The organism is Rhizobium sp. TRM96647, assembly GCF_025780115.1.
In the GTDB taxonomy this organism is placed as follows: domain Bacteria; phylum Pseudomonadota; class Alphaproteobacteria; order Rhizobiales; family Rhizobiaceae; genus Mycoplana.
This window is the reverse complement of record NZ_JAOXHF010000007.1, coordinates 190,438-216,602: the sequence shown is the minus strand read 5'-3', so window position 1 is coordinate 216,602 and position 26,165 is coordinate 190,438. Positions and strand designations below refer to the sequence as shown.

The 26,165-nt window shown below is 65.6% G+C and carries 25 protein-coding genes; 2 read left to right on the top strand and 23 right to left on the bottom strand.

The genetic code is table 11. The features are described 5' to 3' along the window. Positions 1-6: 6 nt before the first annotated feature. The 8 genes from hflX to dusB form a co-directional block, all read right to left on the bottom strand. Positions 7-1,359: a GTPase HflX gene (gene hflX, locus OCK02_RS15200; RefSeq protein ID WP_263813866.1), complete on the bottom strand. Its 1,353-nt coding sequence runs from the start codon at positions 1,357-1,359 to the stop codon at positions 7-9. Between the two features lie 44 nt (positions 1,360-1,403). Then, complete coding sequence (hfq, locus tag OCK02_RS15195) at positions 1,404-1,646, bottom strand: RNA chaperone Hfq (protein ID WP_183799062.1); 243 nt, start codon at positions 1,644-1,646, stop codon at positions 1,404-1,406. Between the two features lie 188 nt (positions 1,647-1,834). Next, entirely contained in the window at positions 1,835-3,211 is a 1,377-nt protein-coding gene (trkA, locus tag OCK02_RS15190) for a Trk system potassium transporter TrkA (protein ID WP_263813788.1), read from the bottom strand. A 30-nt stretch (positions 3,212-3,241) separates the two neighbouring features. Next, complete coding sequence (locus OCK02_RS15185) at positions 3,242-4,609, bottom strand: sigma-54-dependent transcriptional regulator (RefSeq protein WP_230805508.1); 1,368 nt, start codon at positions 4,607-4,609, stop codon at positions 3,242-3,244. Beyond that, positions 4,599-6,872, bottom strand: coding sequence for a sensor histidine kinase NtrY-like (locus OCK02_RS15180; protein WP_263813787.1), 2,274 nt, complete (start codon positions 6,870-6,872; stop codon positions 4,599-4,601). Before OCK02_RS15180 ends, OCK02_RS15185 begins: the two co-directional genes overlap by 11 nt. 192 nt (positions 6,873-7,064) lie before the next feature. Further along, positions 7,065-8,519 carry a nitrogen regulation protein NR(I) gene (ntrC, locus tag OCK02_RS15175; protein WP_230805504.1) on the bottom strand — a complete coding sequence of 485 codons (1,455 nt, stop codon included), beginning with the start codon at positions 8,517-8,519 and terminating at the stop codon, positions 7,065-7,067. A gap of 3 nt (positions 8,520-8,522) precedes the next feature. Continuing rightward, positions 8,523-9,668, bottom strand: a complete 1,146-nt coding sequence (locus OCK02_RS15170; RefSeq protein ID WP_230805502.1) for a two-component system sensor histidine kinase NtrB — start codon at positions 9,666-9,668, stop codon at positions 8,523-8,525. Further along, a complete protein-coding gene (dusB, locus tag OCK02_RS15165) occupies positions 9,665-10,672 on the bottom strand; it encodes a tRNA dihydrouridine synthase DusB (protein WP_263813786.1) in 1,008 nt (335 codons plus the stop codon). Before dusB ends, OCK02_RS15170 begins: the two co-directional genes overlap by 4 nt. A 170-nt stretch (positions 10,673-10,842) precedes the next feature. Between dusB and OCK02_RS15160 the strand changes: the two genes are divergently transcribed. Then, positions 10,843-12,054 carry a bifunctional 2-C-methyl-D-erythritol 4-phosphate cytidylyltransferase/2-C-methyl-D-erythritol 2,4-cyclodiphosphate synthase gene (locus OCK02_RS15160; protein WP_263813785.1) on the top strand — a complete coding sequence of 404 codons (1,212 nt, stop codon included), beginning with the start codon at positions 10,843-10,845 and terminating at the stop codon, positions 12,052-12,054. Between the two features lie 2 nt (positions 12,055-12,056). After that, on the top strand, positions 12,057-12,551 hold the full coding sequence (locus OCK02_RS15155) for a CinA family protein (protein WP_263813865.1): 495 nt from the start codon (positions 12,057-12,059) through the stop codon (positions 12,549-12,551). A gap of 13 nt (positions 12,552-12,564) precedes the next feature. Here the strand turns inward: OCK02_RS15155 and OCK02_RS15150 are convergent, their stop codons facing one another. The 15 genes from OCK02_RS15150 to eno all read right to left on the bottom strand — a co-directional run bounded on the left by OCK02_RS15150 (position 12,565) and on the right by eno (position 26,090). Continuing rightward, on the bottom strand, positions 12,565-12,729 hold the full coding sequence (locus OCK02_RS15150) for a hypothetical protein (protein ID WP_230805496.1): 165 nt from the start codon (positions 12,727-12,729) through the stop codon (positions 12,565-12,567). Between the two features lie 60 nt (positions 12,730-12,789). Then, entirely contained in the window at positions 12,790-13,239 is a 450-nt protein-coding gene (locus OCK02_RS15145) for a type II toxin-antitoxin system RatA family toxin (protein ID WP_230805494.1), read from the bottom strand. 78 nt (positions 13,240-13,317) lie between these two features. After that, complete coding sequence (locus OCK02_RS15140) at positions 13,318-14,727, bottom strand: pyridoxal phosphate-dependent decarboxylase family protein (protein ID WP_263813784.1); 1,410 nt, start codon at positions 14,725-14,727, stop codon at positions 13,318-13,320. Positions 14,728-14,861: 134 nt separating this feature from the next. Then, positions 14,862-15,500: an AAA family ATPase gene (locus tag OCK02_RS15135; RefSeq protein ID WP_263813783.1), complete on the bottom strand. Its 639-nt coding sequence runs from the start codon at positions 15,498-15,500 to the stop codon at positions 14,862-14,864. Positions 15,501-15,572: 72 nt separating this feature from the next. Then, a complete protein-coding gene (lipA, locus tag OCK02_RS15130; RefSeq protein ID WP_263813782.1) occupies positions 15,573-16,547 on the bottom strand; it encodes a lipoyl synthase in 975 nt (324 codons plus the stop codon). A 78-nt stretch (positions 16,548-16,625) separates the two neighbouring features. Next, positions 16,626-16,871 carry a GlsB/YeaQ/YmgE family stress response membrane protein gene (locus OCK02_RS15125; RefSeq protein ID WP_230805487.1) on the bottom strand — a complete coding sequence of 82 codons (246 nt, stop codon included), beginning with the start codon at positions 16,869-16,871 and terminating at the stop codon, positions 16,626-16,628. Positions 16,872-17,320: 449 nt separating this feature from the next. Further along, positions 17,321-18,766, bottom strand: coding sequence for a dihydrolipoyl dehydrogenase (gene lpdA / locus OCK02_RS15120; RefSeq protein ID WP_263813781.1), 1,446 nt, complete (start codon positions 18,764-18,766; stop codon positions 17,321-17,323). 90 nt (positions 18,767-18,856) lie between these two features. Beyond that, positions 18,857-19,117: a YdcH family protein gene (locus OCK02_RS15115; protein ID WP_263813780.1), complete on the bottom strand. Its 261-nt coding sequence runs from the start codon at positions 19,115-19,117 to the stop codon at positions 18,857-18,859. Positions 19,118-19,224: 107 nt separating this feature from the next. Beyond that, positions 19,225-19,869: an SGNH/GDSL hydrolase family protein gene (locus OCK02_RS15110; protein ID WP_263813779.1), complete on the bottom strand. Its 645-nt coding sequence runs from the start codon at positions 19,867-19,869 to the stop codon at positions 19,225-19,227. Further along, on the bottom strand, positions 19,863-20,219 hold the full coding sequence (locus tag OCK02_RS15105; protein WP_263813778.1) for a hypothetical protein: 357 nt from the start codon (positions 20,217-20,219) through the stop codon (positions 19,863-19,865). Before OCK02_RS15105 ends, OCK02_RS15110 begins: the two co-directional genes overlap by 7 nt. Before the next feature lie 2 nt (positions 20,220-20,221). Continuing rightward, the gene (locus tag OCK02_RS15100) at positions 20,222-21,565 is read right to left on the bottom strand and encodes a pyruvate dehydrogenase complex dihydrolipoamide acetyltransferase (protein WP_263813777.1); all 1,344 of its coding nucleotides are present in this window, start codon (positions 21,563-21,565) and stop codon (positions 20,222-20,224) included. Positions 21,566-21,579: 14 nt separating this feature from the next. Beyond that, complete coding sequence (locus tag OCK02_RS15095) at positions 21,580-22,932, bottom strand: pyruvate dehydrogenase complex E1 component subunit beta (RefSeq protein ID WP_412178842.1); 1,353 nt, start codon at positions 22,930-22,932, stop codon at positions 21,580-21,582. Positions 22,933-22,990: 58 nt separating this feature from the next. Beyond that, entirely contained in the window at positions 22,991-24,037 is a 1,047-nt protein-coding gene (gene pdhA / locus OCK02_RS15090; protein ID WP_230805475.1) for a pyruvate dehydrogenase (acetyl-transferring) E1 component subunit alpha, read from the bottom strand. A 148-nt stretch (positions 24,038-24,185) separates the two neighbouring features. Next, positions 24,186-24,494, bottom strand: a complete 309-nt coding sequence (locus OCK02_RS15085; protein WP_230805473.1) for an FtsB family cell division protein — start codon at positions 24,492-24,494, stop codon at positions 24,186-24,188. 321 nt (positions 24,495-24,815) lie between these two features. Further along, positions 24,816-26,090 (bottom strand): phosphopyruvate hydratase, encoded by a 1,275-nt coding sequence (gene eno, locus OCK02_RS15080; RefSeq protein ID WP_263813775.1) that lies wholly within the window; start codon positions 26,088-26,090, stop codon positions 24,816-24,818. Positions 26,091-26,165: the final 75 nt, after the last annotated feature.

Below are 26,165 nucleotides of genomic sequence, written 5' to 3'. Positions count from 1 at the left end.
GCGCGCCTATCGTTCCCAGTCCTCGAGCGGGCGCCTGGCGCCATGGCCAAGACGCCGGTCCAGCTCGGAGGCTTCCGTCTCGGTCAGCCGCACGGAGACGCGCACGCTGCCGTCCTCCTGGTCTTCGCGCTCGTCGACGATCGAATGATCGTAGAGCCAGGGCAGCAATTGCAGCTTGTCGACCGGCAGCACCACGTCGCGGTCGACGAGAACCCCTGACAGCCGCCGGTTGATCTCGTTCATCAGCGCATCGACGCCTTCGCCGGTCAGGGCGGAGACGGCGATCGTGTTCGGCGTGGTGTCGGCCTTCTGCACCAGCGCCTCGCGTGCCTCCACCGGCAGGTCGTCGATCTTGTTCCAGACCTCAAGTATCCGTTCCGCCCCGTCCTTCTCGTCGATGCCGAGGTCGGCCAGGATTCGCAGCACGTCGGAGGCCTGGGCACCGTTGTCGGGGTCGGACATGTCGCGCACGTGCAGGATCAGATCGGCCTCCAGCACTTCCTCCAGCGTCGCGCGGAAGGCAGCGACGAGGTGGGTCGGCAGATCGGAGATGAAACCGACGGTATCGGACAGGATCACGGTGCGGCCCTGCGGCAGCTTCATGCGCCTGAGCGTCGGGTCGAGCGTGGCAAACAGCATGTCCTCGGCCAGCACGCCCGCCCCGGTGATCCGGTTGAACAGCGTCGACTTGCCGGCATTCGTATAGCCGACCAGCGCCACGATCGGGTGCGGCACCTTCTTGCGCTTGGCGCGGTGCAGCTGGCGGGTGCGGCGCACCTGCTCCAGCTCGCGCTCCAGCCGCACGATCCGCTCCTGCAGCAGCCGGCGGTCGGCCTCGATCTGGGTTTCACCCGGGCCGCCCATGAAGCCGGCACCGCCGCGCTGGCGTTCCAGGTGGGTCCAGCTGCGGACCAGCCGGCCCTTCTGGTAGTTGAGATGGGCAAGCTCGACCTGCAGCGTGCCTTCCTTGGTGGAGGCCCGGCGGCCGAAGATTTCCAGGATGAGCCCGGTCCGGTCGATGACCTTGGCGTTCCATTCCTTCTCGAGATTGCGCTGCTGCACCGGCGTCAGCGGATGATCGACGATCACCAGCCCGGCGTCGTTGGCGTCCAGCGCCGTCTTGATCTCCTCGATCTTGCCGGTGCCGAGCAGCGTGCCGGGCTTGGGCTGGCTCACCGGCACCACCGCCGAGAACACGACGTCCAGATCGATGGCGCGGGCGAGCCCGATCGCCTCGGCCAGCCGCGCCTCGTCCGAGCGCACGGTGACGCCGTTGGCATCCGCCCTGCCCCTCTTGATGACCGGGGCGATGACGACGGCACGCGAATCGTCGCGGCGCTTTTCGAGCTCCGGGACGATCGAATCCTGAGATGTATCGCGTTTGCTAATCGGCCTTCACCTTGTCAGGAGGCGCTTTCTTCACTCTCGAACATCTGCAGCGGCTGACCGGGCATGATGGTGGAGATAGCGTGCTTGTAGACGAGCTGCGAGTGGCCGTCGCGCCGCAGGAGCACACAGAAATTGTCAAAGGACGTCACGACGCCCGTCAGCTTCACGCCGTTGATCAGGAAGATTGTAAGGGAAATCTTTTGCTTGCGAACGGTATTAAGGAAAAGGTCTTGCAGATTCTGAGAACGTTCCGCCATCGCGCCGCTTCTTTCTTGATTGCCGGTCCTGCCGACCGGTTGACTGAAACACTGATGCCCCGACGACAGGCGACGCACATCTCGCCCATCCGTCGGTTTAGGTATCAAATCGCAGACTTCTCCGCAATGTCGAAAAATCATCATACCACTTCCCTGCCGCAACGCCGGGAACGGACGAATGACAGACCCTAGAAATACTGGATGCTGACGCGGAAGAGCTGCTGGACGTGGCGGATCGCGTCGCCGGTCGCAAGCAGCACCACCCGGTCCTTGGCCTTGATGCGCAGCTCGCCGCCCGGTGCCAGCACCGTTCCGTCGCGGTAGATCGCCCCGATGCGAATGCCTTCCGGCAGGTCGAGGTCGCGTAGCGCCGTGCCGACCAGCGGCGAGGTTTCCAGCGCCTCGGCCTCGATCACCTCGGCCGATCCCTTCTGCACCGCATAGACCGAGCGGATGCGCCCCTTGCGCACGTGCTGGAGGATGCCGGAGATCGTGACCGCGCGCGGATTGATGTGGGCGTCGATGTCCATGCTGTCGATCAGGTCGTGGAAGGCCGGGTCGTTGAGGAGCACCAGGCTCTGCCTGCAGCCGAGGCTCTTGGCCATGACGCTGCCGAGAATGTTGATCTGGTCGTTGTTCGTGAGCGCCACGAACAGGTCGGCATTCTCCATGTCGGCCTGCTGCTGGATTTTCTGGTCCAGCGCCGAGCCGTGCAGCACCACCGTGTTGCGCAGCTGGTCGGCGATATGGACCGCCCGCTCTCGGTTGTTCTCGATGATCTTGATGCGCGTCCGCGGCTGGAATTGCTCGATCGTCCTGGCGACGAAGAGGCCGATATTGCCGCCGCCGGCGATGACGATGCGCCTTGCCTCCTGTTCCTCGTGGCCGAACAGCGACAGGGTGCGCCTGACATGCGCGGCGTCGCAGACGACGTAGGCGAGGTCGCCGGTCTGGAGTTCGTCCGCGGATCTTGCCACGAACAGCTTGCCGTCGCGATAGACTGCGGTGACCGTCGCCTTCAGGTCGGGAAAGAGCTCCGTCAACTGCTGCAGCGGCGTATTGACGACCGGGCAGTCCTCCATGCACTCGATCGCAAGCATGACGATCTTGTCGTCGGCGAAGCGGACGACGTCGGTGGCGCCGGGATAGGAGATCCGGCGCAGCGCCATCTTGCCGACCTCGATCTCCGGCGAGATCGCCACGTCGATCGGCATGTCGTCGCGCGAAAAGAGATCGGAATATTCCGGCGCCAGATAGCTCTGCGCCCGGATGCGCGCGATCTTCGTCGGCACCTTGAACAGCGAATGGGCGACCTGGCAGGCCACCATGTTGATCTCGTCGTGCAGGGTGACGGCGATGATCATCTCCGCCGCCTCCGCGCCGGCGCGCGCCAGCACTTCCGGATGGGCGCCGTGGCCGACCACGCCGCTGACGTCGAGGGTCTCGGTGATCGCCGCAATCAGCGCGGGCGAGATATCGATGACCGAGACGTCGTTGTCTTCCTGTGACAGCCGTTCGGCGATGCCGTAGCCGACCCGGCCCGCGCCGCAGATGATGACCTTCATGTGCCGTACCCCGAAGCCCGCATGCCTTCGTCAGACACCCAGCGATTTCAGCTTGCGATGGAGCGCCGATCGCTCCATGCCGACGAACTCGGCCGTGCGCGAGATATTGCCGCCGAACCGGTTGATCTGGGCGATCAGGTAGTCGCGCTCGAACATTTCGCGCGCCTCGCGCAGCGGCAGGGTCATGATGTGCTGGTCACCCTGGCTGGAGACCTTCGGCAGCATGTCGCCGACATCGGTCGGCAGCATGTCTGCGGTGATCGCGCTGTCCGGACCGTCGCTACGGGCAAGGATCATCAGGCGTTCGATGTTGTTGCGCAGCTGCCGGATGTTGCCGGGCCAGTCGTGGGCCTGCAGCACCGCCAGCGCATCGTCGCCGATCTTCCGCGCCCGGATCCCGGCCTGCTCGCTGACCTGCCGCATGAACATGTCGACCAGGAAGGGAATGTCCTCGCGCCGCTCGGCCAGCGGCGGCACGCGCACGGGCACGACGGCAAGGCGGTGATAGAGGTCTTCGCGGAACGCACCCTCGGCGATCAGGCTCTCGAGATTATAGGCCGTCGACGAGATGATGCGGACGTCGACCTTCACCCGCTTCGAGCCGCCGACGCGCTCGAACTGCTGGTCGACCAGCACCCGCAGGATCTTGTTCTGCGTCTCGCGCGGCATCTCGCCGATCTCGTCCAGATAGAGGATGCCGCCGTGGGCCTCCTCCAGCGCGCCCGTCTTGCGCTGCTGCCCGCCGCCGCCGCCCTCGGTCCCGAACAGCGCGATCTCCATACGCTCCGGCGTGATCGCCGCCGCGTTCAGAACCACGAACGGACCGTTGGCGCGGCTCGACTTGCGATGGATCATCCGCGCCACCAGTTCCTTGCCCGAGCCGGACGGGCCGAGGATCATGATGCGGCTGTTGGTCGGCGACACCTTCTCGATCGTCTGGCGCAATTGCGAGACGGCGACCGACGTGCCGATCAGCTCGACGGCATCGCCCGAGCGGCGCTTGAGTTCAGTCACCTCGCGACGCAGCTTGGAGTTCTCCAGCGCGCGTTCGGCGATCAGGATCAGCCGGTCCGCCTTGAACGGCTTCTCGATGAAGTCGTAGGCGCCGCGGCGGATCGCCGACACAGCCGTCTCGATATTGCCGTGGCCGGAGATCATCACGACGGGCAGGTCGGGATAGCGGCTCTTGATCTCGTCGAGCAGTGCCAGCCCGTCCAGCCGGCTCCCCTGCATCCAGATATCCAGGAAGACGAGCCGCGGCACGCGGTCGCTGATCGCCTGCAGCGCGCTGTCGCTGTCATAGGCGGTCCGCGTCTCGTGTCCCTCGTCGGAGAGGATCCCGGAGACGATCTCGCGGATATCCTCCTCGTCGTCCACCACCAGAATGTCAGAGGCCATGGGTCAGTTCCTTGTCTTCTTCTTCCGCATCGACGGCCGGGGTGTCCTCGGCGGGCAGGATCACGCGGATCATCGCCCCGTGGCCGTTGTCGAAGTCCGGCGGCGCGTCGTGCAGTTCCAGCTGCCCGCCGTGGTCTTCGATGATCTTCTTGACGATCGCCAGCCCTAGCCCGGTGCCCTTCTCGCGCATGGTCATGTAGGGTTCCAGGATCCGGTGCCGGTTCTCGGTCGGCAGGCCCTTGCCGTTGTCGATCACATCGACGACGAAATGCCCGCTGGCACCGTCGCGTCCCGCGCGCACCAGGACCTTGCGCTCGTCGCGCTGGACGTCCGCCGGCAGGGCCTCGATCGCCTCCACCGCGTTCTTGATGATGTTGCCGAAAGCCTGCCCGAGCATGCGGGAATCGAAGTGGCCGACGAGCGGCTGCTGTTCGAAGTCCTTCATGAAGGCGACGTGCGTGTTGCCCATCTCGCGCAGGAACACCGCGTCCTTCAGGATCGCGCGCAGGTCCGACCGGTCCTTGGTCGGCTTGGGCATGCGGGCAAAGGCGGAGAACTCGTCAACCATGCGACCGATATCCTCGACCTGGCGGACGATCGTGTCCGTGCACTGGTCGAACACCGAGCGGTCGTCCTGGTTGATCTGCTTGCCGTAGCGACGGCGGATGCGCTCGGCCGAGAGCTGGATCGGGGTGAGCGGATTCTTGATCTCGTGGGCGATGCGGCGGGCGACATCGGCCCAGGCCGTCGAGCGCTGCGCGATGACGAGGTCGGTGATGTCGTCGATGGTGATGACGTAGGATTCCTTGGCGTCCTTCGCCTCCTCGCGCGTCACCTGTACATTCAGCGTCCGCTCGGTGCCGCCACGCATGATGTTGATCTGCCGGCGATGTTCGTTGCGGAAGCGGTGCGTGGCTTCCTGCAGCACCTCGTTGACCTCGGGCGCGATTTCGGCCAGTTGCGCACCGACGAGCGCCCCCGCCGCGCGTCCGAACAGGAGTTCGGCCGAGGAATTTGCGATCGTCAGCCGGCCGCCCTCCTCCACGCCGATCACGGCGGCCGTGACGCCGGAGAGCACCGCCTCGATGAAGTGCCCGCGCTGTTCCATCTCGTCCTTGGCGTCGAGGATCTGTCCCTGCTGTGCCCGGATCTCGGCGATCATCTTGTTGAAGGTCCGCGACAGATGGCCGACGTCGCCGTCGGCCGCCCTGACCGGCACGTGCACGTCGAGATTGCCGGAACCGACGGCATCCGCAGCCCCGATGAGCAGCCGGATCGGCCGCACGATGCGGTCGGCCACCGCGATCGCCGTCCAGATCGCCGCCAGGAGCACGATCAGCGCAAAGCCGAGATACAGCACGCCGAACGCCACCTGCAGCGACGTCCGGCCGGCCTCGAGCGCCCGGTACTCCGCGGTGTTGTCCTCCATCATCCGCATCGAGCGCATCACTTCGGGATCGACGGTGCGGATCGTGTAGAGGTAGACGTCGGGTATGTTGTCGAGCTTGATCACCGCGCCGACGAGATTGGTCGTCCCCGGCGGAATGAGCGTCGGCTGGCCGGCGGCGGCAGACGTCAGCGCCTCCTCGGGAACCGCCGGTAGCGGCTTCTCCGTCGGGATGTTGGCCTGCAGGACGAGCGACCCGTCGCCGCGCACCAGGAACGCCCCGAGCATGCCGCGGCCGCGCGCCTGGCGGGTGATGAGGTCGTTGAAGCCGGTGCGGTCGAGGCTGTAGAGCTGGCGGTTGCGCTCCAGGTCGTTCGACATCGACACGGTCTGGCCCTGCAGGTAGCTCGCATTCTCCAGCACATAGGCCTGCGCCACGTTCAGCGACGAGCTGACGATCGACTGCGTGCGGATCGAGAACCAGCGGTCGAGCCCGACGTCGAGCGTGATCGAGGCGAAGATGGCGACCAGGATCGCCGGCGTGATCGCCACGATCGAAAACAGCGCGACGATCCGCACGTGCAGGCGCGCGGCGGCGCGGCCGCGCGAGCGGGCCTTGAGCAGGCGGGTGATCTCGCGGGCGATCAGGATGATCAGGCCGATGACGAAGATCACGTTCACCGCCACCGAGGCGATGATCACGTTCGCCTCCGGCTTGATCGGCGTCAGCCCCAGCAGGATGAACAGCGACAGGGTCGCCGCGACGAGAGCGCCGCCAGCGAGCAGGAGGCCGGGAAGCGCGAACGAGGCCCTGCGGTCGCGTCCATTGCCGGCGGCGTCGTCTCCCCCTCCGATGAGGGTCGCATTCTCGTTCATCCGAAGCACTCACTCCGACCGGCCGCAGGCGGGCCGATACACTCATTCAGGCAGAAGCACGGACCCGCGGGTGGAAACTGCGGGACGTCTGCGGAGGGAACGAGGAAGGATCGACGCCTATTCGCGCCCGCGCGCATCTGTTACCACCATGCAACACATTGTGGCGAAAATGCAACGCAGTTCCGGGTGAAATCAAGCCAGTCGCGAGCTGCGGTAGACCGAAACGCCGAGCTCGCGGATCTTCTTGCGCAGGGTGTTCCGGTTGAGCCCGAGGAGGTCGGCCGCCTTGATCTGGTTTCCGCGGGTGGCGGTCAGGGCGGCGAGGATCAGCGGATACTCCATTTCGGCCAGAACCCGGTCGTAGAGGCCCGGCGGCGGCAGGCCGTCGCCGAAACTGGCGAAGTACTGGCGCATGTTTTCCTCCACCGCCTGCGAGATCGAAAGCGCGCCGCTGCGGGCGGCCGACTTCTCGATCGGGCTGTCGGGGATATCCGCGCGCAGCTCCGTCTCGATGATTTCGCGGGTGATGACATCCTGTGGATAAAGCGCGGTCAGCCGCCGCACGAGGTTCTCCAGTTCGCGCACGTTGCCCGGCCAGGGATGCGCCTTCATCAGGTCCAGCGCTTCCTGGTCGAATCGCTTCGCGTCCAGCCCCTCCTTCTCCGCCTGCTGGACGAAGTGACGGACGAGGTCGGGAATGTCCTCGGCGCGGTCGCGCAGCGGCGGCAGCCGCAGCGGCACCACGTTCAGCCGGTAGTAGAGGTCTTCGCGGAAGAGGCCCTGGTTGATCGACTGCTTCAGGTCCTTGTTGGTGGCGGCGACGATGCGCACGTCGGTGCGGATCGGCGTGCGCCCGCCGACTGTCGTGTACTCGCCCTGCTGCAGCACGCGCAAAAGCCGCGTCTGCGCATCCATCGGCATGTCGCCGATCTCGTCCAGGAACAGCGTTCCGCCTTCCGCCTGCTCGAAACGCCCGGTCGAACGGCTCTGCGCGCCAGTGAAAGCCCCCTTCTCGTGGCCGAACAGTTCCGATTCGATCAAGTCGCGCGGGATCGCCGCCATGTTGATCGCCACGAAAGGTCCGTTGCGGCGTTTGCCGTAGTCGTGCAGCGCGCGCGCCACCAGTTCCTTGCCGGTGCCCGATTCGCCGGTGATCATCAGCGTCAGGTCGGTCTGCATCAACCGCGCGAGAACCCGGTAGATCTCCTGCATGGCGGCCGATCGGCCGACCAGCGGCATGCCGTCCTGGGTGTCGTCGTCGAGTCGCGCCGGCTTCTTCTTGGGCTCGGCCAGAGCGCGGCCGACGATCGCGATCAGTTCCGTCAGGTCGAACGGCTTTGGCAGATAGTCGTAGGCGCCGCGCTCGGATGCCTTGATCGCCGTCATGAAAGTGTTCTGCGCGCTCATCACCAGCACCGGCAGGTCCGGGCGCGCCTTCTTGATGCGCGGCAGGAGATCGAAGGCGTTCTCGTCCGGCATGACCACGTCGGTGACGACGATGTCGCCCTCGCCGGCGGCGATCCAGCGCCAGAGCGTTGCCGCATTGGAGGTGATGCGGACATCATAGCCTGCCCGGCTCAGCGCCTGGTTGAGGACCGTTCTGATCGCCGCATCGTCGTCGGCAACAAGGACTGTGGCGCCTGTCATCTGCTATTTCCTCTGCTCTCGGGAGGTATCGTCGTCTTCGTGCAGCCCCTTGGAGGCGGGCATCAGCACGCGGAACGTCGTGCGGTGGCCCTGGCTGTCGCACTCGATGATGCCGCCATGGCCGCCGATGATCTTGGCAACGAGCGCCAGCCCGAGCCCGGATCCGTTGGTCTTGGTGGTGATGAACGGATCGAACAGGTGCGGCAGGAGATCGGGAGGAACACCCGGCCCGTTGTCGTGCACGCAGAACTCCAGAGGCAGCGAGACCTTCTCGCGCGTGCCGGCCACCGACAGGCGGATGCCCGGCCGATAGGCCGTGGTCAGCTGGATCTCGCCGTCCGGCCGGTCGCCGACGGCCTCGGCCGCGTTCTTGATCAGGTTGAGGAACACCTGCACGAGCTGGTCGCGATTGGCATAGACCGGCGGCAGCGACGGATCGTAGTTCTCGGTGATCTTGATGTTTCGGGCAAAGCCGGCGCTTGCCACCGCCTTCACGTGGTCGAGCACGGAATGGATGTTGAGCGCCACCCGGTCGACCGGCCGCTCGTCGGAGAAAACCTCCATGCGGTCGACCAGCGAGACGATGCGGTCCGTCTCGTCGCAGATCAGCCGCGTCAGGGCGCGGTCGTCGTCCTGTACCGAGGTCTCCAGCAACTGGGCCGCGCCGCGGATGCCGGAGAGCGGATTCTTGATCTCGTGCGCCAGCATCGAGGCGAGCCCGGTCACCGAGCGGGCGGCGGCGCGATGGGTCAGCTGGCGATCGATCTTGTCGGCCATCGAGCGCTCCTGCAGCACGATCACCACCGAGCCCGGCGCGGTCGTCACCGGCGCCACGTAGAGATCGACGAGCTTGTCGGCGCCCAGCCGTGGCGAGCTGAGATCGACCCGGTACTCGTTGACCGCCGCCAGTCGTTCCCTCACCTGATCGATCAATGTGAGAAGAGGGCTTCCGAAGGGTATGAAATTGCTGACATTATGCCGCGACAGATGGCTGGCGCTGGCGCCGAAGAAGGATTCCGCCTCCCAGTTGGCGAAGGCGATATGCCCCTCCGCATCGACGAGGATGACGGGATGCTGGATGGCGTTCAGCACCGCCATGGCCAGTCCATTGCCGTCGGACTGCCGACGTTCGTCGTCTGTGCTGGTCATGCCGCCTTCTCTTCCGGTCGCATCGCCGTGCCGTGTTCGATCAGGGCCGCAGCCAGCCGGTCAGCGACGAAGCCGCTGTCCGTCGACGTCATCAGCGCGGCCTTCGCCGCAGGCTCCAGCCCGGGCGCATGGCGATCCAGATACCAGCCGACGTGCTTGCGCGCATGCCGGAGCCCGGCGACGGCGCCGTGGAAATCCAGCATCATCCGGTAGTGCTCGACGGCAACGGCCGCAAGAGCTGCACCGCGGGGCGGCACACAGGCACCGGCCAGCACCGCAGGCAGCCAGGGGCGCCCCTGCGCTGCACGCCCGACCATGACGGCATCGGCTCCGGAACGCCGCAGGATTTCGGCCGCGTCCTCGGCCGTTTCGACGTCGCCATTGGCGACGAGCGGCACGGTGATCGCCTCGCGGACGGCTCGGATCGCATCCCAGTCGGCCCTGCCTTCGTAGAACTGCATGCGCGTGCGCCCGTGCACCGTGACCATCTGCACGCCGGCGGCTTCCGCGCGGGCGGCGATCTGCGGGGCGTTCAGGCTGTCGTGATCCCAGCCGAGCCGCATCTTGACCGTCACCGGCACCTTGACCGCCGCGACCGTCGCCTCGATCAGCCTCAGCGCATGGTCGGGTTCGCGCATCAGCGCCGAACCGGAATAGCCGCCGATGACCTTCTTCGCCGGGCATCCCATGTTGATGTCGATGATGTCCGCACCATTGGCCTCGGCAAGCTTCGCCGCCTCGGCCATCCAGCCGGCATCGCGTCCGGCCAGTTGCACCATGTGCGGGCGAATGCCGCGGTTGCGAATCCGCGCCCAGGATTCGGGCGCATTGGCGGCAAGCTCGCGGCTCGCGATCATTTCCGTGACGACGAGGCCCGCACCGAAGCGCCAGGCCAGTTCGCGAAAGGGCAGATCCGTGACGCCGGACATGGGCGCAAGCACGACGCGGTTTCGCAGCACTTGCCACCCGATCGTCAGGGGATCTGAAAGGAACGCCGAAACCAAATGCTTATCTTTCAAGCAATATTAAAGCCTGCATTATTTTTAGCCATATTTATGCCGCTTGCCAAGTCGTTTCGGCGGAGTGCCGCAATTTTCCGCAACGCGGCTGGCAAAGCGGCGGCGATCGTTCTAAACCGGCCGGAACGGCTCTACCGTGAGGGAACCAGGACAGGATGGGCGCACAGAAACCGATCAATTGCGGCGTGATCGTCGTCGCCGCCGGGCGCGGCGAACGGGCCGGATCGCATCCGGACGGCCCGAAGCAATATCGCCGGATCGCCGGAAGGCCCGTTATTTCCCATACCCTCGACGCCTTTGTCAAATGGGACCCCGCCTGCCGGATCGTCGTCGTTATCCATCCCGACGACCGCGACCTGTTCGACGCCGCGCTGGACCATCTGGAGGGCGGCCGGGACCGGATCATCGCCGTGACCGGCGGCCGCACGCGACAGCAGTCCGTGCTCGCCGGCCTCGAGGCGCTGTCGCCCTTCGACGTCGACCAGGTGCTCATCCAGGATGCCGTCCGGCCCTTCATCGAGAAGGCCCTGCTCGACCGGATCGCGGCCGCGCTTGCATCGGGCGAGTACGCCGTCCTGCCGGTGGTCGCCGTCGCCGACACGCTCAAGCGCTCCGATGCCGCCGGCCACGTGCTGGAGACGGTGTCGCGCACCGGCCTCTTTGCCGCCCAGACACCGCAGGCCTTCCATTTCGCCACCATTCGCGACGCCCACCGGCGCGCCGCCGAGGACGGTCGCGACGACTTCACCGACGATGCGGCGATCGCCGAGTGGGCGGGCGTCCCCGTCCGGCTCGTCGAGGGATCGGCCGCCAACGTCAAGCTGACCCTGCAGAAGGACCTGATCATGGCAGACGAACGGCTCTCCGCGCCGCTTCCAGACGTACGCACCGGCAACGGCTATGACGTCCACCAGCTCGAGCCCGGCGACGGCGTCACGCTTTGCGGCATCTTCATCCCGCACGACCAGAGGCTGAAGGGCCACTCCGATGCGGACGTGGCGCTGCATGCGCTGACCGACGCGCTGCTTGCCACCTGCGGCTCCGGCGACATCGGCGATCATTTCCCGCCCTCCGATCCGCAATGGAAGGGGGCGGCGTCCAGCATCTTCATCGAGCATGCGGCAAGGCTCGTCCGCGCGCGCGGCGGCACGATCATGAATGCCGACGTGTCGCTGATCGCCGAGGCGCCGAAGATCGGACCGCACCGGGAGGATATGCGCCGCAGGCTGTCCGAAGTCCTCGGCATCGCGATCGAGCGCTGCTCGGTCAAGGCGACGACCAACGAGACGATCGGCTTCGTCGGCCGCCGCGAGGGGATCGCCGCGATCGCCACCGCCACCGTCGTCTACCGCGGACAGGCGTCATGAGCATGTGGCCTGACGATATCGAAAAGGCGGCCGCCCGGCTGATTTCCGATTTCACCGCGCGCGGGCTTCTGGTCGCGACGGCCGAATCCTGCACCGGCGGCCTCATCGCCGGCGCACTTACCGAGATCGCCGGCTCGTCGGCGGTCGTCGACCGCGGCTTCGTCACCTATTCCAACGAGGCGAAGACCGCACTTCTCGGCGTCCGGCCGGAGACGCTGTCGGCGCATGGCGCCGTCTCCGAACAGACGGCGCGGGAGATGGCCGAAGGGGCGCTTTCGGCCTCGAAGGCCGATTGCACTGTCGCCGTTACCGGCATCGCCGGTCCCGGCGGCGGATCGCCGGAAAAGCCCGTCGGCCTCGTGCACCTCGCGGCGGCACGCCGCGATGGCCGCGTGCTGCACCGGGCGATGCGCTATGGCGAGATCGGCCGCCACAAAATCCGCCTTGCCACGGTTCGCACCGCGCTGGCGATGCTGGCCGAAATCGGAACCGACTGAACGCCCGTTTGCTTCAACGCTGCGGCGCGAAGCGGCGTGCGCCCGGAGCCGGCGCACCCGCCATCGACGCAGAGACGGACGAGGCGCCGCTGCCGGCAACACCCTTCTGGTCTGCAAAGACGAGAAAGGCGGCGACGGCCAGCGACAGGACGTTCAGTGCAAGAAGCCATCTCTGCATGCCCGAAACTCCAGCATCCCCCGACCCTTGCAGTCGTGACGGATGAGGCGGGCGATTTGTTCAGCTGCCGTAGATCGTATCGGCGCGCTTCTCGAAGGCTTCGGAGAACATGTGGAAGGCGCGGTCGAACATCGAGCCCATCAGCGCGCCGAGAATCCGGCTCTTGAACTCGTAGTCGATGAAGAAGTGCACGTTGCACCTGCCCTCGCCCAAGGGCTCGAACCGCCAGCGATTGTCGAGATAGCGGAACGGACCGTCCAGATACTTGACGTCGATCGCCTCTTCGGCGGGGTTGAGCAGCACCTGCGTGGTGAAGGTCTCGCGGATCGCCTTGTAGCCGACCGTCATGTCCGCCACCAGCAGTTCCCTGCCGTCGCGCTCCTTGCGCGAGCGGATGGCGAGCCCCTCGCAGAGCGGCAGGAACTCGGGATAGCGCTCCACGTCGGCGACGAGGGCATACATCTGTTCCGGGCTGTGCGGCACCGGCCGCCGGGTTTCGAACTTTGGCATGGGCTGGAGATATTGAAACACGCGCCGCGAAACAAGATGGCGCGCACCGATCGCGACGCTTTCGCCCAGGCATAGGCCTCAGCCGGCGTCATCCGTCGCCCGCTCATAGGCCGACAGGATGGCGTCGGCGGCAAGCTGCGCCTCCTGCTCGTCGGTCTGCCAGTTGCAGACCGACAGCCGCATGACCTGCCGGCCCCGCCAGACCGCACCGCCGGCAAAGACCCGCCCATCCTTCTGCACCAGCGCGATCACCGCCTGCGTCAGCCGGTCGCCGGCGTCCGGCGAGAGCTTCGCTCCGAACCGCAGCACCACCTGGTTCAGTTGCACCCTGTTCAGCACCGCAATGCCGTTGTGCTCGCCCAGCCGTCCGGCCAGCGTCGCGGCGGCCCGGCAGTTCCGCTCGATCATGGCGGCGATGCCGCTGCGGCCAAGGTGGCGAATCATCGCCCAGGTGGCAAAGCCCCGCGCCCGGCGCGACAGTTCCGGCACATAGTGGCTCGGGTCACGCTCGCCCGCCTCCGCCAGCGGCAGGTAGCTCGCCGCGATCGTCATCGCCCGGCGGTGCGCCATCTCGTCCCGGACGATCGCATAGCCGCTGTCATAGGGCGTCTGCAGCCATTTGTGCCCGTCGGTCGCCCAGCTGTCGGCCAGTTCGACACCTTCGGCGAGCGCACGCCTGTCGGCGCTGGCGCGCGCCCAGAGCCCGAATGCGCCATCGACATGCACCCACGCGCCGGCGGCTTTCGCGAGCGGGATCAGCACGGCGAAGGGATCGAAGGCGCCGGTGTTGATCTGACCGGCCTGCAGGATAGCCAGCACCGGGCCGCGGCACTTTGCCAGGGCCCGTTCGAAGGCGGCCGGGCGTATCCGTCCCTCCCCGTCCGTCTCGATCCGCACCACGCGGTCGTGGCCGAGCCCGAGAAACTGCAGCGCCGAGAACACCGTGGTATGCGCGTCGTCGCCGATCAGGACGGTCAGCGGCGGCGCCCCGAACAGGCCGCGCGAATCCGGATCCCAGCCGTGCGCGCGAAGAACCGCGCCGCGTGCCGCAGCCAGGCAGGTGAAATTGGCGACGGTGGCGCCGGTGACGAAGCCGACGGAGCTTTCGCGCGGCAGATCGAGCAGTTCGAGCAGCCAGCGCGCCGCGACGACCTCGGCGGCAGCCGCGGCGGGCGCCGCAGCATGATTGCCGGCGTTCTGCCCCCAGGCCGAGGTCAGCATGTCGGCAGCGACGCCGGCGGGATGCGAACCGCCGATCACCCAGCCGAAGAAGCGCGGCCCCGTCATCAGATGGAGCCCCGGCTCGGCCATGACGACAAGTTGCATGATCACACCCTCGGCGTCGGCGCCGGCATCGGGCAACGGCTCGGAAAACATCGCGACGCTATCGGCATAGCCGCGCATCGGCCGATGTGGCCGCTCGGCCACGGCGTTGCGGAAGCGCGCGGCCTCGGCCGCCGCCAGATGGAACAGGCTGTCGACTTCCATCCGCAATCCTCCCTGCGGATTGAGGACCGCCCCGCCGGAATAGGCCGGGCCCGGTTCGCCGCCCGCCTCCCCCGGCGCGCGGTCCGCACAGCCTACGCCTGCAAGCGGCAGCCGACAATCTCTTTGCGCGATTGCTAATGTGACGATGGCGTCCGGCGCCGTGCCGGCACGCTGCGGGAAATGCCCCGATCGATGAGGACCCGGGCATCGCCGGTCGTCGTCGCAACCGCCACCGCCAGCCTGTCCGCCTCCGGCCGCGAGCGCAACACGACCACGGGCACCGTGGCGTGCTCGCCCAGCCGCGCCTCGATCTCCGGGCTCTCCGTCCGCTCGAAATTCCAGACGTAGCGCAGAAATTCCAGGCTGATCCGCTCCGGGCAGCCATCGGCCATGTCCGGGCGCGTCCGGCCCCGGCATTTCAGCCAGCGCCCCAGCACTCCGCAGAGCGAGACCCGCCGCGGCGGCCGCATCCAGATGACGAGGTCGCTGCGCGGCAGCCGCAACGGCAGCGTGCCGGGGCTGGTGCCGTCGACGATCCAGGCGTCGGCAGCCAAGACCTCCCTCAGACGCGCCAGCGCCTCGTCCCGCGGGCGCATCCGCCAGCCGGGCATCCAGAAGATCTCGCGGTCCATCGGGACGTGGCGCAAGCCGAGCGTTCCGGATAGCCGCCGGGCGAGCGTGCTCTTGCCGCTGCCCGAGCAGCCGATGACGAGCACCCGTTCAGCCCGGCGCAGCCGAACGGCCGCCTCGTCGATCGTGATCGAAACCGTCATCGCCTGCTCCCGAACAGAAAAGCCCCGCCGTCGGATGGAGGGCGGGGCTTTAAGGGATAACAGCGCGGATGTCTATTCGGCTGCAGCCAGAAGTTTCTTCTCACGGGCGGCCCGCAGGCGGGCGAAGTCGTCGCCGGCATGGTGCGACGAGCGCGTCAACGGGCTCGAGGCGACCATCAGGAAGCCCTTGGTGTAGGCGACCGTCTCGTAGGACTTGAACTCATCCGGGGTGATGAACGCCTCGACCTTGTGGTGCTTGCGGGTCGGCTGCAGGTACTGGCCGATCGTCAGGAAGTCGACGTCTGCGGTGCGCAGGTCGTCCATCAATTGCAGCACCTCGTTGCGCTCCTCGCCGAGGCCGACCATGATGCCGGACTTGGTGAACATGGTCGGATCCAGTTCCTTCACCCGCTGCAGGAGGCGGATGGAGTGGAAATAGCGCGCGCCCGGGCGGACCGTCAGGTAATTGCCGGCGACCGTCTCCATGTTGTGGTTGAAGACATCGGGCTTGGCGGCAACGACCCGCTCCAGTGCGCCGGGCTTCTTCAGGAAGTCAGGCGTGAGGATCTCGATGGTGGTGGAAGGCGATGCCGCACGGATCGCCCAGATCACCTTCTCGAAATGCTCCGCGCCGCCGTCCTCCAGGTCGTCGCGATCGACCGAGGTGATGACGACGTGGCTGAGCCCCATCTCCCGGACGGCCTTGGCCACGTTCTCCGGCTCGGCCATGTCCAGCGCGTTCGGCTTGCCGGTGGCGACGTTGCAGAACGCGCAGGCGCGCGTACAGATCTCGCCCATGATCATGAAGGTGGCGTGCTTCTTGTCCCAGCACTCGCCGATATTGGGGCAGCCCGCTTCCTCGCAGACCGTCACCAGCTTGTTTTCCTTCACGATCGAGCGCGTCTCCTGGTAGCCCTTGGAGACGGGCGCACGCACGCGGATCCAGTCCGGCTTGCGCATGACCTCGTTGTCGGGGCGATGCGCCTTTTCCGGATGCCGGAGGCGCTTTTCTTCGCCGGGGACCGTCCTGTCGAGAATGGTGACCATCAAAACCTGCCTTCAGCCGCTTCTTTCAACCGCATGTCGGAGCCTCTTGCGCGACACGCGTCCGAGCGGGATTTTTCGTCAACGCCTGACGAGTTTGGCGACAAATAGCAAAATGCACGAACCGACGAAACCCTGCACTAGGTAACCCAGCCAGCCGCTGGCGACATGGATGCCGGCGGCATCGAAGACCGCATTCGCCACCACCGCGCCGACCATGCCGATCACGATGTTCATGAAGATGCCGAACCGGATATCCATCAGCTTGCCGGCGAGCCAGCCCGCCAGCCCCCCGATGATGATCCCCGCAAACCAGCCCACTTCCATGCCGTCCGTTCCTTCGCATCTGTTGGGCGACCGCATCGCCCCTTCGTCATATGGGCACGACCGCGCCGTGCACAATGCGTTCCCGTGCGCCGGCTAGCTTCCGCCGGGTGACGCGCAAGACCGCCTCACCTTCCGTCATGCCGGACTTGATCCGGCATCCAGCCCGCGCAAGTCCTTGCGCGAGAAGAGCATTTCCGCGCCGCAGACGCGGCGCTGCTGGATCCCGGATCAAGTCCGGGATGACGATCGAGAGCGGCTGACCGCATTGCCCCAACCGCGAGAACCTGCGTCCGCGCCCCTCATCCGCCTGCCGGCGCCTTCTCCCCGTTGGCGGGGAGAAGGACGGATGCTGCAACGCCTCCGTCGACATCAGACCTGGCGCATCCCCTCTCCCCGCTTGCGGGGAGAGGGCTAGGGTGAGGGGCAGCCCGAGGGCCCCGTGCCTCCCCTTAAGCGTTCAGCGCCCGCCCGTATGCGTCGAGCACGCTTTCCTTCAGCGTCTCCGAGATGGTCGGGTGCGGGAAGATGGTGTGCATCAGTTCTTCCTCAGTCGTCTCGAGGTTCATGGCGACGACGAAGCCCTGGATCAGTTCGGTCACCTCGGCGCCGACAAGATGCGCGCCCAGCAATTCGCCGGTCTTCTTGTCGAAGATCGTCTTGACGAGGCCCTGGTCCTCGCCGAGCGCGATCGCCTTGCCGTTGGCGACGAAGGGGAAGCGGCCGACGCGGATGTCGCGGCCCTGCTCCTTGGCCTTGGCTTCCGTCAGCCCGACCGAGGCGACCTGCGGATGGCAGTAGGTGCAGCCCGGGATCTTCAGCTTGTCCATCGGATGGACGTTCGGCAGGCCCGCGATCTTTTCCACGCAGATCACCGCCTCGTGCTCGGCCTTGTGGGCCAGCATCGGCGGACCGGCGACGTCGCCGATCGCATAGATGCCCGGCACGTTGGTCTTGCCGTAGCCGTCGATGGCGATGAAGCCGCGGTCGGTCTTCACGCCGAGCGCCTCCAGCCCGATATTCTCGACATTGGCCTGGACGCCGACGGCCGAGATCATACGGTCGGCCGTGATCTTCTCGATCTTGCCGTCCTTCATCTCGACATGGGCGGTGATGGAATTGGCACCCTTCTCCACCTTGGTGACCTTGGCCTCCAGGTGGATCTTCATGCCCTGCTTCTCGAACTGCTTCTTGGCGAGCGCCGAGATTTCCGCGTCCTCGACCGGCATGACCGTCTTCATCACCTCGACGACGGTGACGTCGACGCCGAGCGTGCGGTAGAACGAGGCGAATTCGATGCCGATCGCGCCCGAGCCCATGACCAGCAGCGACTTCGGCATTTCGGCCGGCTTCATCGCCTCGAAATAGGTCCAGATCAGCTTGCCGTCCGGCTCGATCCCGGGAAGCGCGCGCGGGCGGGCGCCGGTCGCGACGATGATGTGCTTGGCGGTATAGGTGCCCTCGGGCAGCACGTTCTTCGGCAGCGGCGCCTGCGGCTCGACCGGCTTCTTGGAAGACTTGGACACGACGATCTCGCCGGGCTTCGAAAGCTTCGCCTCGCCCCAGATGATGTCGACCTTGTTCTTCTTCATCAGGAAGCCGACGCCGCCGTTCATGCGCTGGGCGATGCCGCGCGAGCGGGCGACGATCGCCTTCAGGTCGGGCGTCACGCTGCCTTCGATCTTGATGCCGTAGTCGCCCGGATGCTGGGCGTAATGGAAGATCTCGGCCGAGCGCAACAGCGCCTTGGTCGGGATGCAGCCCCAGTTGGAGCAGATGCCGGCCAGGTGCTCGCGCTCGACGATCGCGGTCTTCAATCCGAGCTGGGCGGCGCGGATCGCGGCGATATAGCCGCCTGGACCCGAACCGATGACTATGACGTCGTAGGCATTCGACATGAGCGCTTCCACTCCTCTTTTCTTCTGCGGCGATCCCCGTTTGCGAGAACCATCCGTCGTTGTCGCAGGAGCGGAAGCGGTCTTCCGCCCTCAGGGCTGCTCTTCGAAGGCCTCGAAACGCCCGAGCAACCCGTAGATTTCGTCCTTCAGCCGCATCCGTTCCTTGCGCATGTCCGTCATGCGAAAGTCGTCCACCGGCTCGATATCCGTCTCGGCCCGATGGATCGCCCGATTCACCGCGTCGTACGCGTCGGCGATGCGGTTGAAGTGACCATCGACCTCCCGCAGATGCCGGATCGCGCCGACATATTCGGGGAATTCGTCTGCCAGCTTGTGCGGGGTATTCGACATGGCGCATCTCCTTCTTGGCGTCGATGCAACAAGCCTAGCTCCCCGGGGCTTTCACTCCTTGATCCCCATCAAACGTCTCTTCGCAACGGTTGATGGCATTGCGCCTCTCAAAGCCCGAGCATCATGCGCACGACCGGCTCCAGCCCGCGTCCGATGGCGCGCGTATTCTCCGCGTCCAGATGCACGCCGTCGAGCGGCGCGGTCCTGGCCACCGAGCCCGCATCGAAGAAGCCGCAGCCCTTCTCGTCGGCGAGGTCCGCATAGAGCGTCGCCAGCATCGCCGACTGCTCGACGCCACCGGAAAACATCGCCGCAAAGGCCGCGTTCGCCGTCTCGCAGAGCGGCGGCGGCGAGACGATCAGGATCTCCGGCTGCTCCGTGCCCTCGAACGACCAGGCATGATGCCGCACGAGATCGACCAGCCGCTCCATGCCCCGCATCGCACCGAAGGCCGTGCCGCAGACGATCGGCTTCATGTCGTTGGCGCCGAGCATGAGGACGACGAGATCGATCGGGTCGTGGCTGTGCAGGATCGTCGGCAGGATGCGCGCGCCGTTCCGGTCGCAATCGGCGAGATGGTCGTCATAGGCAGTCGTCCGCCCATTCAGGCCTTCGGAGATCACCTGCACGCCGGGCCCGAGCGCCTTTGCAAGCACGCTCGGCCAACGGTCCTCCGGCGCATGGCGCCCGAACGTCTCCGCGTCATAGCCCCAGGTGAGGCTGTCGCCATAGCAGAGGACCGTTTTCACCATTTATTGACACCAAACTGTTGCCGAAGCATACGCTCATATAACTCGACAGCCTTGTGCAAATTTCTCGAGCAACAAAGTCTTTCTGCGTCTTTCCTTATGATTTTCCTTAAAAAATCACATCGAGAAGAAACGTCGAGAGCATAAAATTTTACGCCGAACTGACCTTTCGCCGCAATCTCAAGGCTACTCTCTAGTCTGGATATACTCACTCCAAACGACACCAGAACACCTTGCAACACCTTCTTCTGTGAACGTTTTTGCTTCTTCTTATCCGCCAGCGCGCCTGGGGAAGTGGCAGTCAACTGCCACTGTGTTGATCCACCAAGATAGCTTCCAGTGCGTTTGACCAATTTCAGACCAGCATCCCGATCGGGCTCTCGATGTAGCGTTTGAACGCCTGCAGCAACTCGGCACCCAGCGCACCGTCGACGCAGCGGTGGTCGGTCGAGAGCGTGACCGTCATCGCCTGGACGATGACCATCTCGCCGCTCTTTACCACGACGCGCTGCTCGCCTGCACCGACCGCCAGGATCGTGGCATGCGGCGGGTTGATGACGGCGGCGAAGTTCTTCACGCCCATCATGCCCATGTTGGAGACCGAGGTCGTGCCGCCCTGGTATTCCTCGGGCTTCAGCTTGCGTTCCTTCGCCCGCTTGCCGAGGTCCTTCATCTCGTTGGAGATGGCCGACAGGCTCTTGGTCTCGGCATGGCGGATGATCGGCGTGATCAGGCCGCCCGGGATCGATACGGCGACGCCGACGTCGGAATGCTTGTGCTTGACCATCGCGGCGTCGGTCCAGGATACGTTGGCGTCCGGAACGTCGCGCAGGGCGAGCGCCATGGCCTTGATCACCATGTCGTTGACCGACAGCTTGTAGGCTGGCTTGCCGTCCTTCTCGTGCGCAGCGGAGTTCAACTGCGCCCGCAGCGCCATCAGCGCGTCGAGCTCACAATCGACCGAGACATAAAAATGCGGCACGGTCTGCTTGGATTCCACCAGCCGGCGGGCGATCGTCTTGCGCATGCCGTCATGCGGCACGAGCTCGTAGGAACCTTCCTCGAACAGCTTCAGGACCGTGTCGTCGGACGCACCCTTGGCCAGCGGGGCGGCAGGTGCCGTCGCGGCAGCAGCAGGCGTCGCAGCCTTCTTCGCGCCGCCGCCGGAAACGGCAGCCTCGACGTCGGCCTTCACCACGCGGCCATGCGGGCCGGAGCCGGCAACGGCCGAAATGTCGATCCCGGCTTCCTTCGCCAGACGACGGGCCAGCGGAGAAGAGAAAGTGCGATTGCCGTCAGCCTTGGCGGCGGGAGCAGCCGTGGCAGGCGCCGGGGCCGGCTGGGCGGGCGCTGCCTCACTCTTTGCGGCAGGCTCTGGTGCGGCGGCCGGAGTTGCCTCCGCCTTCGGTCCCGGAGCAGCGCTGCCCGCACCACTTGCCGCAGCCTTCACATCCTCACCGTCCGCAGCCAGAACCGCGATCAGCGAATTGACCTTCACGCCCTCGGTGCCGGCCGGAACGACGATCTTGGCGACGACACCCTCATCGACGGCTTCCACTTCCATGGTCGCCTTGTCGGTCTCGATCTCGGCGATCACGTCGCCGGACTTGACGGTGTCGCCCTCCTTCACGAGCCACTTGGAGAGATTGCCCTCCTCCATGGTCGGCGACAGGGCAGGCATGGTGATATTGATCGGCATGTCTCACCCTCCCGTTATTTGTAGCAGACGGTCTTCACCGCCTGGACGACTTCGCCGACGTTCGGAAGCGCGAGCTTCTCGAGGTTGGCCGCATACGGCATCGGCACGTCCTTGCCGGCGATCGTCAGGATCGGCGCATCCAGATAGTCGAACGCCTGCTGCATGACGCGGGTGGCGATCTCGGTGCCGACCGAGTTCTGCGGATAGCCTTCCTCGACGGTGACGAGGCGGCCGGTCTTCTTCACCGATTCGATGATCGTCGGCAGGTCCATCGGACGGATGGTGCGCAGGTCGATCAGTTCGACGTCGATGCCGTCCTTCTCGAGTTCGGCGACCGCCTTCGTCGCATAGGTCATGCCGATGCCGAAGGAAACGACGGTCACATCCTTGCCGGCCTTGTGGATGCGCGCCTTGCCGATCGGCAGCACGAAATCGTCGAGCTTCGGCACGTCGAAGTGCTGGCCGTAGAGGATCTCGTTTTCCAGGAAGATGACCGGGTTCGGATCGCGGATCGCAGCCTTCAGCAGGCCCTTGGCGTCGGCCGCCGTATAGGGCATGACGACCTTGAGACCCGGAATGTGGCTGTACCAGGCGGCATAGCACTGCGAGTGCTGGGCGGCGACGCGGGCCGCAGCACCGTTCGGGCCGCGGAAGACGATCGGCGCCCCCATCTGGCCGCCGGACATATAGAGCGTCTTGGCGGCGGAATTGATGATCTGGTCGATCGCCTGCATGGCGAAGTTGAAGGTCATGAATTCGACGATCGGCTTCAGGCCGGTCATCGCCGCACCGACGCCGACGCCGGCGAAGCCATGCTCGGTGATCGGGGTGTCGATGACGCGGTTGGCGCCGAATTCCTGCAGCAAACCCTGCGTGATCTTGTAGGCCCCCTGGTATTCGGCCACTTCTTCGCCCATGACGAAGACGTCGCCGTCGCGGCGCATCTCTTCGGCCATGGCGTCGCGCAGTGCTTCGCGAACGGTGGTGGAGACCATCTCGGTGCCGGCCGGAATGTCCGGATCGGCGGCGACTTCGACCTTCGGTGCGGCCGGGACCGGTGCCGCGGCGGCCGGCGCCGGCTTCGGTGCCTCGACCTCGGCACCCTTCGGCCCGGCCTCGACCTCGTCCTCGCCGACACCCTTGCCGAGTTGGTCTACGTCCTCGCCTTCCTCGGCGAGCAGTGCGATCAGCGTATTGACCTTCACGTTCTCGGTACCGGCGGGCACGACGATCTTGGCGATCGTGCCCTCGTCGACGGCTTCCACTTCCATGGTCGCCTTGTCGGTCTCGATCTCGGCGATCACGTCGCCGGCCTTGACGTTGTCGCCCTCGTTCTTGAGCCACTTGGACAGCGTGCCCTCTTCCATCGTCGGCGACAGGGCGGGCATGAGAATATCGATTGGCATGGTGTTTCCTCCGCCCGGGTCAGATCAGAATGTCGGTGTAGAGCTCGGAGACATCCGGCTCCGGATCGGACTGGGCGAAATCGGCCGAATCTGCAACCACGTCGCGGACGTCCTTGTCGATCTGCTTCAACTCGTCCTCGGAAGCCCACTTCTTCTCCAGGAGGCGCGCCCGCACCTGCTCGATCGGATCGTGCTCGGAGCGCATCTTCTGCACCTCGTCCTTGGTGCGATACTTCGCCGGGTCGGACATGGAGTGGCCGCGATAGCGGTAGGTGAGCATTTCCAGGATGATCGGCCCCTTGCCGGCGCGGCAATGCTCGACCGCCTCGTCGGCGGCAGCCTTGACGGCGCGGACATCCATGCCGTCCACCTGGTAGCCCGGAATATTGAAGGAGGCGCCGCGCTGGGAGAAATCGGTCTGGGCGGACGCGCGCGAGACGGCTGTGCCCATGGCGTAGCGGTTGTTCTCGATGATGTAGATCACCGGCAGCTTCCAGAGAGCGGCCATGTTGAAGCTCTCGTAGACCTGGCCCTGGTTGGCCGCGCCATCGCCGAAATAGGCGAGCGAGACGTTGTCGTTGCCGCGGTAGCGGTTGGCGAAGGCGAGGCCGGTGCCGAGAGACACCTGCGCGCCGACGATGCCGTGGCCGCCGTAGAAGTGCTTCTCCTTGGAGAACATGTGCATGGAGCCGCCCTTGCCCTTGGAAAGGCCGCCCTGGCGTCCGGTCAGTTCCGCCATCACCCCGCGTGCGCTCATGCCGCAGGCCAGCATGTGGCCGTGGTCGCGGTAGCCGGTAATGACCTGGTCGCCGTCCTTCAGCGCCATCTGCATGCCGACGACGACGGCTTCCTGGCCGATGTAGAGGTGACAGAAACCGCCGATGAAGCCCATGCCGTAAAGCTGGCCCGCCTTCTCCTCGAAACGCCGGATCAGCAGCATTTCGCGGTAGGCGTTCAGATCCTGTTCCTTGGAAAAGTCGACGATGGTACCGCCGTTGAAGTCTTTCTTGACAGGTTTTGCCGCTGTTTTGCGGCTCGATACGGTCGCGGTCTTGCGCGGAGCCATACAATCCTCCCGAGTTTCTGCCATTGGCGGCAACATAGGGGAAGAAAGCGGCCTCAGCAATGCCATAAATGCATGGCTAGCATTCGCTCTAAATATTTGAAATTGTTCAAATATTTGAAATTAACTTATTTCAGGTTAATCGCCGAAATCAGTGAAAAATCACGATTTCGTCGACCCGGGACATGTTCAGTGCGAAGCGCGCCTTTTCGTCCAGCATGTCCCTTTCCAGCGAGCCGTCGCTCATCAGCGCCACCTCGCGCTCGAGCCGCCTGCGCTCGCCGACCAGCACGTCGAGCTTGGCCTGCCGCGTCACCCGGGTGCGCTCGAACCGCTCCATCGCCCGCAGGCCGAAATCGCCGTGGACGGAATGATAGCTGAAATAGGAGAGAAAGGCGACGGTGATCGCCGGAACGATGAACCGGCCGAGCCGGCGCTTCTTGTGATGCTTGGTCCACATGGAAAAGTCCCGATACGCAGTACGGAGACACTCTAGCGTCGATCGGTTAACCGAGCGTTGACCATGATGGAATTGGAAATGCCGGACGATCGCCCCTCATCCGCCTGCCGGCACATTCTCCCCGCAAGCGGGGCGAAGGAAGCGCGTGGCAAATGCCCTGCCCCGGTTCATCGTTCAAGGCAAGGCCGGTGGATGCGGCAGTTGCCCAACGATCCGGCGACGGGAATGGCGCAAGGCCTGCGGCTCCTGCCTCGTCCCCTCTCCCTGCTTGCGGGGAGAGGGTGAGGGTGAGGGGCAAGCTGCCTCACCGGAACCTGGTCATCACCCGCGCAGGATCGAGCGGCCGGCGTACCTGGCCTGCGGGCCGAGCTGCTCCTCGATGCGGATCAGCTGGTTGTACTTCGCGGTCCGGTCGGAGCGGGCCAGCGAGCCGGTCTTGATCTGACCGCAATTGGTGGCGACGGCGAGGTCGGAGATGGTGGAGTCCTCGGTCTCGCCCGAGCGGTGCGACATGACCGCGGTGTAGCTGGCCTTGTGCGCGGTCTCGACCGCGTCCAGCGTCTCCGACAGCGATCCGATCTGGTTGACCTTGACGAGGATCGAGTTGGCGACGCCCATCTTGATGCCGTCGCGCAGGCGGGCCGAATTGGTCACGAACAGGTCGTCGCCGACGAGCTGGACCTTGGAGCCGATCTTGTCGGTCAGCGTCTTCCAGCCGTCCCAGTCGTCTTCGGCCATGCCGTCCTCGATCGAGAAGATCGGGTACTTGCCGGACAGTTCGGCCAGATAGTCGGCCATGGCGCCCGGCTCCAGCGTGCGGCCTTCGCCTTCGAGCACGTACTTGCCGTCCTTGAAGAACTCGGTCGAGGCGCAGTCGAGCGCGATGAACATGTCGTCGCCCGGCTTGTAGCCGGCTTTCTCGATCGACTTCATGATGAAGTCGAGCGCGGCCGGTGCCGACGCCAGCCCCGGCGCGAATCCGCCCTCGTCGCCGACATTGGTGTTGTGGCCGTCGGCGGCGAGCTGCTTCTTCAGCGTGTGGAACACTTCCGAGCCCATCCGGACGGCGTCTCGGATGGTGTCGGCGCCGACCGGCACGATCATGAACTCCTGGAAGTCGATCGGGTTGTCGGCATGCGCGCCGCCGTTGATGATGTTCATCATCGGCACCGGCAGAACGCGGGCGTTCGGGCCGCCGACATAGCGGTAGAGCGGCAGGCCGGAAGCGGCCGCAGCCGCCTTGGCGACGGCAAGCGAGACGCCGAGGATGGCGTTGGCGCCCAGGCGTGCCTTGTTCGGCGTACCGTCGAGCTCGATCATCGCCTCGTCGATCGCGATCTGGTCCTCGGCCTCAAGGCCGCCGATCGCCTCGAAGATTTCGCCGTTGACCGCATCGACGGCGCGCTCGACGCCCTTGCCGAGGTAGCGGGTGCCGCCGTCGCGCAGTTCGACCGCCTCATGCGCGCCGGTGGAGGCGCCCGAGGGAACCGCGGCGCGGCCGAAACTGCCGTCCTCGAGGTGAACGTCCACTTCGACGGTCGGATTGCCGCGGCTGTCGAGGATCTCGCGGCCGATGATGTCGATGATTGCGGTCATGGTTTTCTTCCCTGTGTATGAGCGGGTCAGCGGTGATCTAATCGATTGAAAGCTCTTAGTCGAAGCCGACGGAAT

Bases quoted from the DNA above. Each gene is read 5' to 3' on its own strand.
- OCK02_RS15095 (WP_412178842.1), bottom strand. From the start codon at position 22,932: ATGGAAGAGGGCACGCTGTCCAAGTGGCTCAAGAACGAGGGCGACAAC.
- OCK02_RS15100 (WP_263813777.1), bottom strand. From the start codon at position 21,565: ATGCCGATCAATATCACCATGCCTGCCCTGTCGCCGACCATGGAGGAG.
- lipA (WP_263813782.1), bottom strand. From the start codon at position 16,547: ATGGTCACCATTCTCGACAGGACGGTCCCCGGCGAAGAAAAGCGCCTC.
- OCK02_RS15085 (WP_230805473.1), bottom strand. From the start codon at position 24,494: ATGTGGACCAAGCATCACAAGAAGCGCCGGCTCGGCCGGTTCATCGTT.
- OCK02_RS15150 (WP_230805496.1), bottom strand. From the start codon at position 12,729: ATGCAGAGATGGCTTCTTGCACTGAACGTCCTGTCGCTGGCCGTCGCC.
- hfq (WP_183799062.1), bottom strand. From the start codon at position 1,646: ATGGCGGAACGTTCTCAGAATCTGCAAGACCTTTTCCTTAATACCGTT.
- OCK02_RS15160 (WP_263813785.1), top strand. From the start codon at position 10,843: ATGGGCGCACAGAAACCGATCAATTGCGGCGTGATCGTCGTCGCCGCC.
- OCK02_RS15110 (WP_263813779.1), bottom strand. From the start codon at position 19,869: ATGGTGAAAACGGTCCTCTGCTATGGCGACAGCCTCACCTGGGGCTAT.
- lpdA (WP_263813781.1), bottom strand. From the start codon at position 18,766: ATGTCGAATGCCTACGACGTCATAGTCATCGGTTCGGGTCCAGGCGGC.
- OCK02_RS15145 (WP_230805494.1), bottom strand. From the start codon at position 13,239: ATGCCAAAGTTCGAAACCCGGCGGCCGGTGCCGCACAGCCCGGAACAG.
- trkA (WP_263813788.1), bottom strand. From the start codon at position 3,211: ATGAAGGTCATCATCTGCGGCGCGGGCCGGGTCGGCTACGGCATCGCC.
- OCK02_RS15125 (WP_230805487.1), bottom strand. From the start codon at position 16,871: ATGGAAGTGGGCTGGTTTGCGGGGATCATCATCGGGGGGCTGGCGGGC.
- eno (WP_263813775.1), bottom strand. From the start codon at position 26,090: ATGACCGCAATCATCGACATCATCGGCCGCGAGATCCTCGACAGCCGC.
- ntrC (WP_230805504.1), bottom strand. From the start codon at position 8,519: ATGACAGGCGCCACAGTCCTTGTTGCCGACGACGATGCGGCGATCAGA.
- OCK02_RS15155 (WP_263813865.1), top strand. From the start codon at position 12,057: ATGTGGCCTGACGATATCGAAAAGGCGGCCGCCCGGCTGATTTCCGAT.
- OCK02_RS15185 (WP_230805508.1), bottom strand. From the start codon at position 4,609: ATGGCCTCTGACATTCTGGTGGTGGACGACGAGGAGGATATCCGCGAG.
- OCK02_RS15140 (WP_263813784.1), bottom strand. From the start codon at position 14,727: ATGGAAGTCGACAGCCTGTTCCATCTGGCGGCGGCCGAGGCCGCGCGC.
- OCK02_RS15180 (WP_263813787.1), bottom strand. From the start codon at position 6,872: ATGAACGAGAATGCGACCCTCATCGGAGGGGGAGACGACGCCGCCGGC.
- OCK02_RS15115 (WP_263813780.1), bottom strand. From the start codon at position 19,117: ATGTCGAATACCCCGCACAAGCTGGCAGACGAATTCCCCGAATATGTC.
- pdhA (WP_230805475.1), bottom strand. From the start codon at position 24,037: ATGGCTCCGCGCAAGACCGCGACCGTATCGAGCCGCAAAACAGCGGCA.
- OCK02_RS15135 (WP_263813783.1), bottom strand. From the start codon at position 15,500: ATGACGGTTTCGATCACGATCGACGAGGCGGCCGTTCGGCTGCGCCGG.
- OCK02_RS15170 (WP_230805502.1), bottom strand. From the start codon at position 9,668: ATGACCAGCACAGACGACGAACGTCGGCAGTCCGACGGCAATGGACTG.